Source organism: bacterium (assembly GCA_030655055.1).
GTDB lineage: Bacteria > Edwardsbacteria > AC1 > AC1 > EtOH8 > UBA5202.
The window spans coordinates 1-16025 of the sequence record JAURWH010000036.1 but is presented as its reverse complement, the minus strand read 5'-3'; the positions used below and the strand labels follow the sequence as shown (position 1 = coordinate 16025).

11 protein-coding genes, 1 tRNA gene and 1 rRNA gene are annotated in these 16025 nt (G+C 53.6%); 9 read left to right on the top strand and 4 right to left on the bottom strand.

From position 1 onward, the window contains the following. The 3 genes from Q7U71_01610 to Q7U71_01600 form a co-directional block, all read left to right on the top strand. Positions 1-1858, top strand: a 1858-nt coding sequence (locus Q7U71_01610) for a hypothetical protein (GenBank protein ID MDO9390449.1), incomplete at its 5' end; no start/stop codon positions are given. A gap of 50 nt (positions 1859-1908) precedes the next feature. Further along, positions 1909-2622 carry a polyprenol monophosphomannose synthase gene (locus Q7U71_01605; GenBank protein ID MDO9390448.1) on the top strand — a complete coding sequence of 238 codons (714 nt, stop codon included), beginning with the start codon at positions 1909-1911 and terminating at the stop codon, positions 2620-2622. An 83-nt stretch (positions 2623-2705) separates the two neighbouring features. Continuing rightward, entirely contained in the window at positions 2706-3548 is an 843-nt protein-coding gene (locus Q7U71_01600) for a glycosyltransferase family 2 protein (protein MDO9390447.1), read from the top strand. Positions 3549-3581: 33 nt separating this feature from the next. On the opposite strand, the gene Q7U71_01595 is transcribed toward Q7U71_01600, so the two are convergent. Further along, positions 3582-4691 (bottom strand): metallophosphoesterase, encoded by a 1110-nt coding sequence (locus Q7U71_01595; GenBank protein ID MDO9390446.1) that lies wholly within the window; start codon positions 4689-4691, stop codon positions 3582-3584. A gap of 314 nt (positions 4692-5005) precedes the next feature. Here Q7U71_01595 and Q7U71_01590 point away from each other — a divergent pair. Both Q7U71_01590 and Q7U71_01585 read left to right on the top strand, forming a co-directional pair. After that, a 16S ribosomal RNA gene (locus Q7U71_01590) occupies positions 5006-6533 on the top strand. Positions 6534-6737: 204 nt separating this feature from the next. Continuing rightward, positions 6738-6814 (top strand) — tRNA-Ile (locus Q7U71_01585). Positions 6815-6932: 118 nt separating this feature from the next. On the opposite strand, the gene Q7U71_01580 is transcribed toward Q7U71_01585, so the two are convergent. The 3 genes from Q7U71_01580 to Q7U71_01570 form a co-directional block, all read right to left on the bottom strand. Next, entirely contained in the window at positions 6933-7061 is a 129-nt protein-coding gene (locus tag Q7U71_01580) for a hypothetical protein (protein MDO9390445.1), read from the bottom strand. A 142-nt stretch (positions 7062-7203) separates the two neighbouring features. After that, the gene (locus Q7U71_01575; protein ID MDO9390444.1) at positions 7204-11997 is read right to left on the bottom strand and encodes a C25 family cysteine peptidase; all 4794 of its coding nucleotides are present in this window, start codon (positions 11995-11997) and stop codon (positions 7204-7206) included. A gap of 339 nt (positions 11998-12336) precedes the next feature. Next, complete coding sequence (locus tag Q7U71_01570; protein MDO9390443.1) at positions 12337-12849, bottom strand: hypothetical protein; 513 nt, start codon at positions 12847-12849, stop codon at positions 12337-12339. Between the two features lie 347 nt (positions 12850-13196). On the opposite strand from Q7U71_01570, the gene Q7U71_01565 reads away from it, so the two are divergent. From Q7U71_01565 to Q7U71_01550, 4 genes are all read left to right on the top strand, one after another. Continuing rightward, positions 13197-13886, top strand: coding sequence for a hypothetical protein (locus Q7U71_01565; GenBank protein MDO9390442.1), 690 nt, complete (start codon positions 13197-13199; stop codon positions 13884-13886). A gap of 20 nt (positions 13887-13906) precedes the next feature. Then, on the top strand, positions 13907-15304 hold the full coding sequence (locus Q7U71_01560) for a sigma-54 dependent transcriptional regulator (protein ID MDO9390441.1): 1398 nt from the start codon (positions 13907-13909) through the stop codon (positions 15302-15304). Positions 15305-15306: 2 nt separating this feature from the next. Then, on the top strand, positions 15307-15675 hold the full coding sequence (locus tag Q7U71_01555) for a response regulator (protein ID MDO9390440.1): 369 nt from the start codon (positions 15307-15309) through the stop codon (positions 15673-15675). Between the two features lie 136 nt (positions 15676-15811). After that, positions 15812-16025: response regulator (locus Q7U71_01550; protein ID MDO9390439.1), on the top strand; the 214-nt coding region annotated here is incomplete at its 3' end.

The window sequence follows — 16025 nt, the reverse complement described above, 5'->3', positions numbered from 1 at the left end:
GACCCTTGCCAAAACCAGGACCGAGCTCGAGGGTCACATCCGGCGGAACCAGGAGGAACTGACCGGGGCCGAAAGCCTGCTGGTGGAACGCAATCGGCAGGTGGCCAGCCTGGAAAAGGGGATCGAGGAACTTCAGCAGGGCACCGCCAACCGCCAGAACATCCAGCAGCTGCTGCAGCAGAAGATCGAAGGCCTGAAAACTGATGGGATGGCCATAGCCAAGAAGGTCGATGAAATGTCCCGGCAGAAACAGTCAATGGAAACGGGGCTGGAGCAGGCCTGGAAAAAGCTTTCGGAGGCCGAAACCAAGATCAGCCAAAGGGAGAATTTCCGGCTGGAGGCCGAAGGCAAACTGCAGAAACTTCAGGTGGAAATAAAATCGGCTTTTGCCCAGACCGAGGCCTTGAAGCAGGACAAACTTCAGCTGGAAGGTTCCCGCGACATCTCAGTTCAGCAGCTGGAGGAGATCAACCGGTCCCTGGCCGAAGCCCAGCAAAACCAAGTTAAAACGGCCGGGGAGTTGGAGCGGACCAGGGAATCCCTGATCCAGTCCCAGGAGGAGTATGACAAGCTGGGCGAGGAAAGGTCGGCCCTGCAAAATGAGATCAACCAGAAGAAGAACGACTGTTCGGCCCTGGAGGCCAGATATCAGGAACTTCAGGCCGGCGTCAACGAGTCACTGTCCAGGCTGGGCCAGACCGACGGTGAACAGCAGAAACTAAGCGCCCAGGTGGCCGCCCTGGAAGGGGAGCGCCAGAGATTGAAGGATGAGATCAAACTGCTAAACCAAAGCGGACGGGAACTGAACCAGGCCCGGGAAATGCTCCAGAGCCAAAAGCGGGAAACGGAGCTGTGGATCAGGGAGGCGGTGCCATTCCAGAAACAACAGCAGTCACAGATAGAACAACAGGTGGCCCGGCTGAAAGATCTGCAGCAGCAGGCGGCCGAGGCCGGACAGCAGGCGGAGGAAGGCCGCCGGGAGCTGGAGGAGATCAACCAGCAGAACCAGGAGCTGATGCAGGAAAGGGCCCGTAGCGCCATGACCGCGGAATCCGAGATGGCTGCACTGCACCAGCAGATCGGGGACATGAAACGGGAATCAGATGTTTTGACTGAACAGATAAACAACAGCCAGGCCCAAAACCGGCAGAGGGCAGAGGAGGCCGGCCAGACCCGGGCAGAGCTGGAGTCCTTGATAAACAACCGCGATCAAGCCCAGGCCGGCCTGCAAGAGGTCCAGCAGGCCCTGGAACAGGCCCGGCAGGAAATGGAGCAGAGGCGGAAAGACCAGAACGATGAACTTTTACAGCTGACCCGGGAGAGGGAGGCCGCCCAAGATCAGGCCCGGCAGGAAATGGAGCAAAGGCAGAGGAACCAGAACGACGAGCTTTTGCAGATGGCCCAGGAGACGGAGACCGCCAAGAACCAGATCAAACAGCAGCTGGCCTCGGTCCAGGGGCAGTTGGACGACAAGTACCGCCAGCTGGATGACGCCAACGAGATGGCCAGGCAGACCGAGGACGAGATCTCGGCCAAGCAGCGGCAGAGGGACGAACTGGATCAGGAGCTTATCCGCCTGAAAAATGAGCAGAAAGAGATCCTTTCCTTCCAGGAAAACTGGGATAATAAGAAGGCAGGACTGGAACGGGAACTGGAGGAAAGACAAAAGTCCGTCAGCCAGAAATCAGAGGAGGAATCAGGGCTCTTAAAACGGCTCAAGATGTTATCGTCCGAGGCCTCGGAATATCAGGCCCGCAGCAAGGAGCTGAACGAATTGACCAGGAAGATAGAGGACCAGAAGAGGGTGCTGGAGGACCTGGAGCTTCAGGCCGAGAAAAAATCGGGCTTGTTCACCTGACACAAGTAAATTGATATTAAAAAATAAACCATAACCCTAGGAGTCATTCCATGAAGGCGCTGGTGATAATACCCACCTACAATGAAAAAGGCAACATTGCCGAGATCATCTCCCAGATCCAGTCGGTGAATCCGGTGTTCGAAGTGCTGGTGATAGACGACAATTCACCGGACGGCACCGGAAAACTGTTGGACGAGATAGCCCAAAAGGACCAGAAGGTCCACGTCATCCACCGGCCGGGCAAGATGGGACTGGGCACCGCCTATGTCACCGGATTCAAATGGGCGCTTTCCAAGGATTATGACCTGATCTGCGAAATGGACGCCGATTTTTCGCACCCGCCCAAAACGCTGGCGGTGTTCCTGGAAAAGATCAGGGACTTTGACCTGGTGATCGGATCGCGCTATCTGGACGGGGTCAACGTGGTCAACTGGCCCCTGAAAAGGCTGCTGCTGTCGTATTTTGCCAACATCTACGCCAGGGTGGTGACCGGGGTGCCGGTGCGGGACCTGACCAGCGGCTTCAAATGCTACCGGCGAAAAGTGCTGGAGGCCGTCAACCTGGACCGGATCAAGTCCAACGGCTACGCCTTTCAGATAGAGATGCATTTCAATGCCTATTACAAAGGTTTTAAAGTAACCGAGGTTCCCATCATTTTTGAAGAGCGCAAGGTGGGGCAGTCAAAGATGTCAAAGAAGATCGTCTACGAGGCGGTGTGGATGGTCTGGCGGCTGCAGTGGCTGAGGCTGACCGGACAGTTATAAAGGGGAGATCGTCTGTAAATCCAAAAACAGAGACGAAAATATTTCGTCTCTGTTTTTTAGCCAAATAAACTGAAAAACCGCAGATGAATGCTAAAATCGACATCAGCCTGATCATAGTCAATCGCAACGTGGGTGAACTGCTTTCCCGGTGTCTGGACTCTATTAAGACGGCCGGGGGCATCCGCTGCGAAGTGATAGTAGTTGACAACGCTTCAACCGACGGAAGCCAGGCCATGCTGGCCCGAAAATATCCCGAAGCCAAGCTGATAGGCAATTCCCAAAACCTGGGGTTTGCCGCCGCCTGCAATCAGGGACTTTCCCAGGCTTCGGGAAAGTATCCGGTGTTGCTAAATCCGGATACGATGATTGATCCGGACTGCCTCAAATACCAGTTTAACTTCATGGAGTCAAATCCAAAAGCCGGCCTGGCCGGCCCCAAAGTGCTCAATCCCGACGGCAGTCTCCAGCCCACCATCCGGGCCATTCCCGGTTATTTCAATATTCTGTTTTCCCGCAAGTCACCGATCACCGCCATTTGGCCCGGCAATCCTGGCGCTTCCAGGTACATGCTCCGGGGACTGCCGGACGACAAGCCTTCCCAGGTTCCCGCCCTGGCCGGGGTCTGCCTTATTTTAAGACGGGAGATGCTGGGGCAAGCCGGCCTTTTGGATGAACGATATTTCATGTACCTGGAGGATATTGATCTTTGTCTGACCGCCTCAAAAAACGGCTGGCGGGTGTTTTATGTCCCCCAGGCCAGGCTCATCCACCATTGGGGCAAGAGTTCGGAGCAGGAGAAGGACCGGATGGAAGAAGAACACCGCAGGTCGATGTATCTGTTCTTTGAAAAACATCATAAACCGAACATTCTGCAAAAGCTCTATTTGAAGACGGCGCTCAAGGCGCATAGGATACTGACAAAATAGGGGCGGTTCTTTTTTGAACCGCCCCCGCTCTTTTCATTTCTCCGCCGGTACCAGGTCAATTTTTATTATCTCGCTTCGGGACCCTATCCTTAAGGGCGGCCCCCAGTTGCCCACGCCGTGGGAGACGTAGATCTGAAAATCGCCATCCCGGCCGTATCCGCTGTAAAACCTGTAAACCAAGGGAATGAAGAGCGAAAATGGAAAGATCTGTCCGTTATGGGTATGCCCCGAAAGCTGGAGATCGATGCTGGCGCTTTGAGCATCTGCGGTTCCCAGCGGTATGTGATACAGCAAGACCGATGGTTTTTGCCTGTCCCGGTCCGGCTTTGCCGCCAATTCCAGCAGGGCCGGGTTGCTTTTAGAATTGCCCCGGGGCGAGTCCACTCCCAATAGCTGCAGGCCGCAGCACTCGGCCGTTTCGTTCCGCAGCACCCGAACCCCGGTCCTGGCCACCAGAGCCGTGGTTATGTCCACGCCCTCATATATCTCGTGATTGCCGGTGACGAAGAATGCAGGGGCCTGCAGGCCCTCCAGGGGCTTCACCAGGCGGTAATCAGGCTTGGCCGAGCCATCGAACAGGTCCCCGGCAATGGCCACCAGGTCGGGGTTCAAGGCATTGGTCCGGTCCACTATCTTTTGCAGGTATTTTGGACCATAAACCGCCCCCACGTGGATATCAGTCAGCAGGGCAATGGTGACTTTTGGTTCTCTCAGGCCCTTAATCCCGATGGTTATCTCGGTGGTCCGGATCACTGCGGCGTTTACCAGGCCGTAGAAGAAAACCAGAAGGCTCAGACCGATTGTTGACCAGCCCAGGGTTCTCTGACCGAGGGGATGACGGACCAGGTCAAAAAGCAGCTGGATCAGGTGGCCCAGGGCCGAGGCGGTGAACGCCAGGAACACCAAGCCCAGCCAGGAGGCAGCGGCGATATATAGTACTCTCACCAAAGGGCCGTCCACAGTGCGCGAGAGGATCATGGCCAGCGGGAACAGGATGGTCAAAAGGGCCAGGGCAATGAAAAGGGCCGGGCTTTTGGGCAGTCCCAGCAGGGCCCCGGTTCTCCTGTAAACGTAATAATGCATCAGGCCCATCAGCGTAAACAGCAGTGCGACCATGAAGGCAACAGCCAGGGTGCGGATCATAAACCTCCTATAATCAGTTATGGTTGATTCCAATGATAACCCAATAGAACGGGAAAGTCAATTATTTGGCTGTTTTTAAACGCCAGATGCCCGTAAACAGGGGCTTTGTCAATAAATCTTCAAAATATATGATAATTCTTTAAAATGGTACTTGACATTAGGGGGCTGTTCGTGTATAATTACAAACTCTACGGGACGTTAGGAAGCAACTGATTTTTAGTTCTTTGAAAACTGAACAAGCAAGCACAGTGTACATATGATTGAGTTTCTGGATCGTTTTTTTAAATTTTCCATTTATAAAATTTAATATTTTTTTTATGGAGAGTTTGATCCTGGCTCAGGACTAACGCTGGCGGCGTGCCTAATACATGCAAGTCGAACGGTCATGCATTTGTAGCAATATGAGTGTATGGTAGTGGCGAACGGGTGAGTAACACGTGGATAACCTACCTTTATGTGGGGGATAACTCCGGGAAACTGGGGCTAATACCGCATGACATCATTCTGGGGCATCTCAGGATGATCAAAGTCGTAAGACGCAAAAAGATGGATCCGCGTCCCATCAGCTAGTTGGCGGGGTAATGGCCCACCAAGGCTTTGACGGGTAGCCGGACTGAGAGGTCGATCGGCCACAAGGGGACTGAGACACGGCCCCTACTCCTACGGGAGGCAGCAGTAGGGAATTTTGGTCAATGGGGGAAACCCTGAACCAGCGACGCCGCGTGGGTGATGAAATCCTTCGGGATGTAAAACCCTTTTCATCGGGACGAAATAAAAATGACGGTACCGGTGGAATAAGCCTCGGCTAACTCCGTGCCAGCAGCCGCGGTAATACGGGGGAGGCAAGCGTTGTCCGGAATCACTGGGTGTAAAGGGCGTGTAGGCGGGCCTTTAAGTCGATCTGTTAAATCTCTCCGCTCAACGGAGAAACTGCAGTCGATACTATTGGCCTTGAGTGCGGAAGGGGAGAATGGAATTCCTGGTGTAGCGGTGAAATGCGTAGATATCAGGAGGAACACCGGTGGCGAAGGCGGTTCTCTGGTCCTGCACTGACGCTGAGGCGCGAAAGCAAGGGGATCAAACAGACTTAGATACTCTGGTAGTCCTTGCCCTAAACGATGGGTACTAGGTGTTCGTCCTTTTTAAGGATGAGTGCCGCAGCTAACGCATTAAGTACCCCACCTGGGGAGTACGATCGCAAGGTTGAAACTCAAAGGAATTGACGGGGACCCGCACAAGCGGTGGAGGATGTGGTTCAATTCGACGCAACGCGAAGAACCTTACCTAGGCTTGACATGGTAGTGACCAACTATGGAAACATAGTCTTCCGCAAGGACACTACCACAGGTGGTGCATGGCTGTCGTCAGCTCGTGTCGTGAGATGTTGGGTTAAGTCCCGCAACGAGCGCAACCCTTATCCTTAGTTGTTTCCACGAAAGTGGTTACCCTCTAAGGAGACTGCCCCGGATAACGGGGAGGAAGGTGGGGATGATGTCAAGTCCGCATGCTCCTTACGTCTAGGGCTACACACGTCCTACAATGGGGCCGACAAAGGGATGCAATATCGCAAGATGGAGCTAATCCTAAAACGGCCTCTCAGTTCGGATTGCAGTCTGCAACTCGACTGCATGAAGTCGGAATCGCTAGTAATGGTGGATCAGCATGCCACCGTGAATACGTTCCCGGGTCTTGTACACACCGCCCGTCACGTCATGGGAGCCGGTAATACCTAAAGTCGTTTGCCTAACCGCAAGGAGGGCGGCGCCTAAGGTAGGATTGGTGACTAGGACGAAGTCGTAACAAGGTAGCCGTACCGGAAGGTGTGGCTGGATCACCTCCTTTCTAGAGAACCCGCAGGACCTCCCAAGACTTATTGGGACCGGGGTCCTGCACATTAATCCATGTTACTCAAATTGTATGACCTGTGCTCTGCTTTTCGGTTTTTTAGGAAAAGGTTATGGGTTATAGGTAATAAACTTATAATCTGTAGCCTTTTTTCTTACCCCTCCCTAATCCCTCCCCCAGTGGGAGAGGGACGCATTATAGGGGCCCATAGCTCAGTTGGTTAGAGCGCGTCCCTGATAAGGACGAGGTCAGAAGTTCGACTCTTCTTGGGCCCACCATTACAGCTTGGTTTAAGGTACCATAACTACTGCTTGCAGTTTTGCGGGCAGTTTTTTGTTGGTTAGAGCATCCCGCCAATGGCGGGAAGATCAGAAGTTCTCCGCCAGCAGCCGGGGTTTAAGGCAGGGCGGCGGCGGACACCGTCGGCCAAAGCTGGCAATTAATATTGGCGCCTATGGCGTCGGACGATTCGCCGTCGCTTTGCTGGTAGGATGTACTGCCGGCGAAGACTCTTCTTGGGCCCACCATTTTTGTTTTTTATCTGACAGTAGTTCGCCGTAGGCGAGCACCATTTTAGCCTGTCTTCGGATGGGCATTTTTTATTGCTCCGGCTAGAAAAAAGCCCCCCGCCTATGGCGGGGGGCTTTTGGGTTATAAGGATTCCAGTTTATTTTAAGACCAGCATTCTTTTGGTGGAATTATAGCTGGAGGACTCCAGGCGATACAGATACGTTCCCGAAGAAACCCCTTTACCCTGTTCGTTTTTCCCGTTCCATTTGATCTGGTAGCTGCCGGGAGCCCTGTCTTCATTTACCAGGGTCTTTACCAGCTGTCCGGTAAGATTGTAGATGTTTATTTTGACCTTGCCGGGTTGTGATAATTGGTAGCTGATGGTGGTCTGCTCCCTGACCGGGTTGGGGAAATTCTGGTTCAGTCTGGGCACAATGCCTGGAGTCCTGGTACATTCAACCTGCGCCGCTCCGCCTAGCTTGGCCGCCAAAGTATCGTTGCCGCACCCGGTGCGCCGCATATTCCCTCTGAAGGAGGATCCGAAGGTTCCAGAATTATTGGAGCTGGAACCAAGCTCCCAGGCAAACAGTTTGTGGCTTCCCCAGCCGAAGGCCAGCAGCTCCATCTTTCCATCCCGGTTGAGGTCGCTTAAGGCCGGAGCCGACCAGCTGGGTTCTATCCAGATGGGATAGCCCCGGGTCAGCGAACCGTCGGAGCCTTCAAAGGCGTATAAATACCCTGATTCTGTGGTCAGAAGGATCTCTATGATGCCGTCGGAATCGATATCGGCGGCAATGGGGTTGGTGCGGCCGTTGGATCCGGTTTGAACCTCCCACAGCATCCGGTTTACGCCCTGATCTGAATAGGCCCGGAGCACCCCGTTGGAAGCAATGAAGGCCGCATCCAGCTTGCCATCACCGTCCATATCGGCTATGGCCGGCGAGCAGACGATCCTGGTCCCGCAGTCAAACCCCACCGGCCAGCCTGCAAGCTGTTCTCCGTTTACTTTGAAGCAGTAGCCCTTGGTGGAGGCAGTTGGACAATAGGTCTCGGCTCCCAGGATGATCTCGTTCTTCCCGTCATTGTCCATATCGGCCAAAACAGGAGAGGCCAGGGCATAACCGGCGCTGGACTGGACTATTATCGGCCATCCCGGCAAATCGGTTCCGTCATGGTTTAGAACCAGCAGTTTTAGCGCACCGGCGGAGTTGGCGGTGACTGCGATCTCCATCTGGGGATCTGCATCAAGATTTCCCAAGGCCGGGGCGGACCAAACCGGGCCACCGGCGTAAACCGGCCAGCCCAAAAGCAGGGATCCGCCGGCATCCCAAGCATATATATAACCGCCGGTGGTGGCCGCCACAATCTCAAAGCTTCCGTCGCCGTCAAGATCGGCTATTGCCGCTCCGGCGAAGGCGTCGCCGCTTACTGCCTGGGGCCAGCCCGGCTGCTCGGAGCCGTCATGCCTTAAAACATGAACCTGGCCGTCGCCGGGCACCGTGTACCAGCCTCCGCTGCCCATCACCACCTCCAGAAAACCGTCTCCGTCAATATCGGCCAGGGCCGGGCTGGACTGGTCGATGCTGCCGCCGATCTCCGCCGGCCACCCGGACAAAATAGTTCCCAAGCGGTCAAAGGCATAGACCCTGCCGTCGTCACTGCCAATGACTATTTCCTCGAATCCGTCGTTATTGATGTCTCCGGAGGCCGGGGAAGACCACATCCGGCTGCCCCGTATACCGTTTCCCACCACCGCCGGGAAACCTGGCATCAAGGCGGGCTGGGTTTTTATGGTGTCTGGTACGGGAAACACCGGGCTTTCGCTGCCCAGGGAATCAACCGCAGAAACAGTATAAATATAGCTGGTATTGGGTGTCAATCCCTGATCGGTAAAGGTGCGGGAATCCCCTACCGGCACCAGGTTGACTTTGGTGAATGACGCCTGGCCGGTGGTTTTACGGTAGAGGTTATAGCCTTTGATGCCGGCGTCGCCAGTCAGCAAGACCCAGTTTATCTGTATCCGGTCGGAGCCTAAAGCCCTGGTTTGAATGTCCCAGACCGGGTTCACCACATTGGACCTGCGGATGATCTGCCGGGACTCCCGGCCATAGGAATCGCGAATGGTGACCAGCAGGGCAAGGGGATTGTTGATATCGGTCATTATTGGCTTTAGGACTGGTCTTTGATGGGCGGAGGATCCGCCGGCCGGAATATTTCCAAACCGGAGATTTTCACGCATGGGCACTGTCTGGCCGCCGGAAACTGCGGTGGCGGTCAGGGTAATTCCCCGGGCCTGGCCGGTTCCCAGATTGGCGATCACCACCGAGTCCAAGGTGACAAAAGAACCAGCATTAATATGGCTCTGCATGGGGGCAGGTGACAATACATACGAAGCAATAACCAGAGAATCCGCCTTGATATCGGCCTTTATTTCCTGGGAAACGATAATCATTGAGGTTCTGAAATTGGACTTAATTGCTTCTTGTTTAGCAGCAAAAACCGCGTTTAACATCAACTGACGGTCAGACTTTATCAGCGGTGAAACAGCCAGTAAAAACCGGGGGCCTAAAAGCGTATCGCAGGCCAGGGTCTGTCCAGGAGCCAAAAGCGGCAGGCTTATGATGGAATCAGTTACTTTGACCAAAGGATCTGACGAACGCAGGATCACAAAGGCATTTTCCAATGGAGACAGGCCGTTATTGGTGAGGGAAGGATACAGGGCAATGGTTTCACCGGGATTCATCACCCGGTCGCAGTTGCCGCTGCTTTTGTCGCCAGTCATCCGTCCATCGTCCCGGATCAAATAGTTGCTGACGAACGGGTGGGCGGCGTTGGCGGCCACAACCTGGCAGGAAGTCTGGCTGGGCATGATGTTGGTCCCGGTAATGGTGACCATCAGCGTTCCTTCGGTCAGGGGTGACACAGGAAGGGTGATTGAAGACGGCACTGAAACAGAGATGACTTTAAAAACTTCGTTCTGTTTGTAAACCGCCAGCTCAACCATGCCTCCAGCGGCCGGACCGGAAAGGTCAAACGTGATCAGGGAATCTCCCAAAGGCAATTGAGCGGGATGCCCAACTAAAACAGCCTGTGGTTCGCCGGTCCAAAGCAGCATGGATGGATCTCCCATCAGATTGATGGAAAAGAGAGAGTAGACGTCACGGATGTGCTGCAAGACGGCAAAGGCCTGCCCCAGCATCTGCTGGCGGTAATAATAGATCCCGGTGAACATCTCCTGGTACAAATATCCCTGGTATCCCCATCCCACCCTGGCATTGCCGATGAAGGCCAAGGCCCCGCCATTGGGATTGTTGAGCAAGTGTTCGGCAAAGCAGTCGTGATCAAAGGCATTGGGGTCGCAGGCCGGAGTGATCACCACCGAGGGGCGTCCGTTGTTGCCCAGCCGGTCGGCATCGGACCGGTACAGCCATCCTCCGCCGGTGGTGGCACCGGTTCCCAGCTGATAGATGCCGCCATGGTCAAAATGATAAACCATGTTGTACCCCTTGTTCAATTCATCCATGGCCGATCCGGCATCAAGGTTCTTATCCCCGGTCCATTGATAGCTGACCGAATCAACCGCCGGGCGGTAAAGCTCGTAGGAATCTATCCAGGGAGCGTCTGTCTTAAGGGGGAAATTGTTCACTGATTCCGGGCTCCAGGAATAGCTGCCTTCGGAAACCATCAAAAAACTGGACCCGAAACCCGGCGGGGGATCCTTTTCATAGGCTAAAACCTTGTCCACAAAGGTTTGGGCCTGGGCCGTAGTGCTGACCGGAGCCCGGCCCAATAAAAGATCGGGCTGCATATCAACCACATCGCCGCCCAGCACATCACCGTACTGGCCGTCGCGGTTGGAATCAAAGCTGTATTTCTGTATGTCTCCGTAACAGGAAGTGTCCACTATATCGGAATAATACAGGTCGGTGGGGATCCGCATATCCGGAATGTACTGCGGCCAGCTCCTCCAGGGGACATAACGGGCCGGGATCACCGGGGTGTCCCCGCCCAGGAGCACCAGCACGGTTCCCCAGTTGACCCAGGCATCCTGGATGAAATGGCGGATCTTTTCCTGGAGGTCTGCTCCCCGGTAATTACTTTCTATCCAGCGGGTGGTTTTGACAACGGTGTAAATACCTTTTTGGGTCTTCCAGTCGGCCAGCCTTTGGAACTGGGGCGCCAGTTCTTCCGAGGTTATGATTACGTAATCCACCGGGCTGCCTTCGGGAGAAGGGGATATGGTGGCCGGGGATTTGGCGGAACCTTCAGCCACCGTTGTTTTGGAGGAAATTGTCAGACGGGCAAAATCATTCTTATTGGCGATGGCCGGTTGCAACTGGTTCGTCACCAAACTTTGAGCCATCGGGCTGCGTCTTTTTACCGGAATGGCGGAAACGGTTTTAAGAACATATTCAACATCAAATGACACCGAGGTGTAAAGGGTAAGCTGCGCCTTGGAAGAGTTGTACTGCAGGGGCATCACTTCAACCGCCACCACCTGATGCTCGCCCCAGGCCGACACTGCTTTGATCCTGGCGAGTTTGCCGGGATAGCCGCCTTTGGCCTGGTAAAAGGCGGGATCTGCCGACACAAAGTCCGGGGCCGTCTGGCCGTTCATCGGAACCGGCTTTTGCACCGGGAAAGGGTTGAAAATTCCGGGCAAAGCATCGGCGGAAGATCCGGTTACCTTTAATCCCGTTACCGAGGCGTTGAAGGGAACAAGGATGTTTACCAGCTTTACCGGCAGCAAAGGGCTGCCAGGCTGGGCTTCCAACGGAAAGCATCCTTTGACCGACAAATGATTGTAGGTAACCTTGCCGATGGCGGTTGAGTCGCTGGAAAAATCAGACACCAGCGTGTTCTGGGTAAAACTTATACCGGCTGCTTCGGAAGCATGTAAATAGCCGAATGTTATTAAAACTGTCAGCAGTAGGGATATCAGGTTTTTCATTTGGGCTTCCTTTTGATTGTGGTTATGTCACATTAAACACGCAATCATCGTGCCAGGCAAAGGAATAAAAAATAAATGCTTGTAACTCCCTGCAAATGCAAACAATTCCGGCATGGGGCCTTGGGATGAAGTTTGCCGCGGCCCAAAAATATGGGTTAAAATTATTGCTACTGTCATAAGACATTTACTAAAACTGGCAACATGTCATCTGCAGAAAAGATTCTGACCAGCCGGCCCAATAGATGCATCATTTCCGGCAACTAAAAAAGCCGCTTTTAAAAAACGGCTTTAAGGGGAAATAACAAAAGATAAGGCGAACAGAGTAATGTATGGTAATGACTAAATTGAAGAGACCGTGAACATGGCCTGGAAATAATATTTGCCTGGGGCCATTTCTTTTGATAGCTTTAGCCGCAGGTCAACTGCTAAAAGGCTGCCCCGTTGAATGTCATTACTTTGGTATAAAGTTTGTGCCTGGCCGTTGAACGGCTGGAAATTCTCCTGGCCAGACAACTGAAACATCAGCATTTCGCCGGGAAATGGTTGGCCATCCTGATTATATACGCTTCCATTTAATTCAGTTTCTACCAAAGCCCCGCCGCTGCTATTGCACCAGACCTTTAAGGACAGGGCCTTAGGTAAGGTAGCATAGCCGCGAGCTACATCAATGTTTGATACTTCAATGATGTTCTTTGAGTCACAAAGCTCCACCCGGGAGATTTTCGGTATAATAACGCTAATAGTTACATTGTCTGAAGCGGTATTTGATCCGGACCGGGCCAGAGTTTGGGCCAAACCGGTACTAGTCAATAATCCGGTTAGAGCCATTATTATGTAAAAGTTGTTTTTCATGCTTCCTTAAGCTGTTAAGGAAGCATCTATTATGCCAAAGCAAACTAACTATGTAAGTATCTAACATACAGTATATTAGAGCAACATTAAAGAATGAGGAGAAACTAAATAATGTCATATAAATACGACAACAGTCATAATAAACCTGCCAACTGCAATTGTCAAAGGAAAAAGACAATATTATTAATGCGTTGAATATTAATGTGTTATAAGGATAGTATTGTTTTGGCATGTCATATGCACTATAAAAGAGTGACACTGGTGCTAAATATAATTGGCTCTGCTATTGACTTATTCCAATTCCGGTGTTAGTCTATATTAACCCATAAAATGAACGGAGAATCAAAATGGACAACTCACACGGCGGAATACTGAAGACATTCAAGTATTCCGTATTTTCCGAGATCGCTACATCATTCGTCCATGAGATGAAGAATCCGATCTCGGCCATAACCCTGGGAATGGAGTTTTTTGACATGAGCCTGGCCGAGGGCGATCCCCAGAAGGAGACCTTGAGGAGCATTTACAAGTCCTCGGAAAAGCTGAATGCCCTGCTGGACAATCTGCTGGTCTATTACCAGAACGGCAATTCCGAAAAAATGCCGTTCAAGGTCTCGCAGATAGCCAGGCAGGCGGTAAGCCTGGTCAATTATTTTACCACCCGGCACCAGGTAAAAGTGGAGATCACCGAGCCGGTCCAGGAGCCTTGGATCACCAGCCGGGCCAGCCTGGTGATGCAGGGCTTGGTATATATGATGGTCTGGTCGGCCAAAAGAATGCCCCAGGGCGGCAAAATGTTGATTGAGGTTTTGCCGGAGGGGCAAAGCGTGGTTTTGAATTTTCACGATCAGGGACCAGCCCTTGATGCCGGACAGCGGGCCAGGATAATGAACCCCGAACTTCCCCTGGGACCCAATGCCGATGACCTGGGACCGCAGCTGGCCCGGCACCTGTTCCAGGAAAACGGGGCCGAATTCAAACTTAATGCCGGCCAGCCGGAGGCGCTTTTGTTCTCGGTAAAATTCAACAATCAATAGCCAGCCGAAAGATAAAAGACATGAGCCAGAAGCCATCATACAAAGTTTTGATCATAGACGATGATCAGAGCATCTGTCTGATCCTGCAGCAGATACTGGGAAGCGCCGGATATCAGACCAGTTCGGCCAACAGCGCCGAAGCCGGACTTAAAGCCGTATCCGAAGCCCAGCCGGACCTGGTGCTGCTGGACATGCGCCTGCCCGATGCCTGGGGCCTGGATGTGATACCCAAGATCAAGGAGATCGATCCCGATATTCCGGTGATAGTGATCACCGGGCATGCCAGCATAGAGGACGCGGTCAAGGCGGTCAAGGCCGGGGTGTACGACTACCTGCAGAAGCCGCTCCACGCAGACAACGTGCTTTTATCGGTGGCCCAGGCGGCGGAGCGGAAAAACCTGCTGGCCGAGAACAAATACCTGCAGCAGACCCTGAACGAACGTTACGGATTTGAGAACATAGTGGCCAAGAGCCGGCCGATGATGGCGGTCTTCGGCACCATCCGCAAGATAGCCGAGACCAAGACCACGGTGCTGATCCTGGGCGAATCCGGCACCGGCAAGGAGCTGGCGGCCCGGGCGGTGCACTTCAACAGCAAGCGCAAGGGGGCCAAGTTCGTGCCCATCAACTGCGGGGGGATCCCCGAAACCCTTTTGGAATCGGAACTGTTCGGCTACGCCAAGGGGGCTTTTACCGGAGCCAACGGCAGCAAGGAAGGCCTGTTCAAGATCGCCGACAAGGGCACCATCTTCCTGGACGAGATCGGCACCATGCCGATGTCCCTGCAGGTAAAACTGCTGCGGGCCCTGCAGGAGGGGGTGTTTTACCCCCTGGGCAGCACCGTTCCCACCGAGGTGGACGTCCGGGTGATCGCCGCCGCCAACCAGAACCTGGAGGAGGCCGTTAAAAAGGGACTTTTCCGGGAGGACCTTTTCTACCGGCTTAATGTCATCCAGATAAAACTGCCGCCCTTGCGGGACCGGCGCGATGATGTGATGATCCTGGCTCATCACTTTTTAAAGAAATACTGCGCCGAACAGGAAAAGGCCATAGAAGGGTTTGCCCCCGAAGCCACAGACTTCCTGTTGCGGCACGACTGGCCGGGCAACGTCAGGGAGCTGGAGAACGCGGTGGAGCACGGGGTGGCGCTGTGCAACGGAAAATCGATCGGGCTGGAGGACTTTCCCCAGCGCCGGACCAGCACCCGCACCGAGGAGGTTTCGCTGATGATAGACAAGCCCCTGCGCCAGGCCCGGGACGAATACGAAAAACGCTATATCATGGGCCTGCTCAAGCTGACCGGGGGCAATGTCACCCGGGCGGCCGAGATGGCCGAGATCGCCCGCCAGAACCTGCAGCTGAAGCTCAAGGAATACGGCATCAGCTCCAAATCATACGCCCCAAGAAACAGGGAGTGACCATGAAAAAGATCCTGATAGTGGACGACGAGGCGGTGCTGGCCGAAACCGCGGCCCTCCTTTTGAACCGTCACGGGTACCAGGTGCTGTGGGCCAGCGATGGCAGCCAGGCCCTTAAACTGATAGAAGACCAGAAACCGGACCTGGTGATAGCCGACCTGGTGATGCCCAACATGGACGGCCTGCAGCTTTTGGAATGGGTGCGGGACCACCGCAGCCTGGACGGGATGAAATACATGCTGATGACGGTCAAGGAAAGCGTGATAGAACCATTGAAACGGCACCACACCGAAGCCGACGAATACATGTCCAAGCCTTTCGACAAGGGGCAGCTGCTGGAAAAGGTGAAGAATCTGATAGGGGAACCCTGACCGGAGAAACACAGGCTTTATAAGGAATGCAGGAAAACAGGAATTTCCATAAGTCTCCACCATTTAGTGTTCATGGTTTCATGGGTTCCTTATTAAACGAATAACTTGTAGTGTTCTAAACTTTAGGCTTGGTAAAATGAACGAAAAACCCAAAATATTACTGGTGGATGACGAGGCAACCAACCTGAAACTCCTCCAGATGCTGTGCCGCAAAATGGGGTACGACTGCCTGACCGCGCTGGACGGCCGGCAGGCGGTGGATCTGGCCTTATCCCAGAACCCGGATCTGATAATGATGGATGTGATAATGCCCCAGATGGACGGGTTTGAGGCCACCCGGGCGCTTAAAA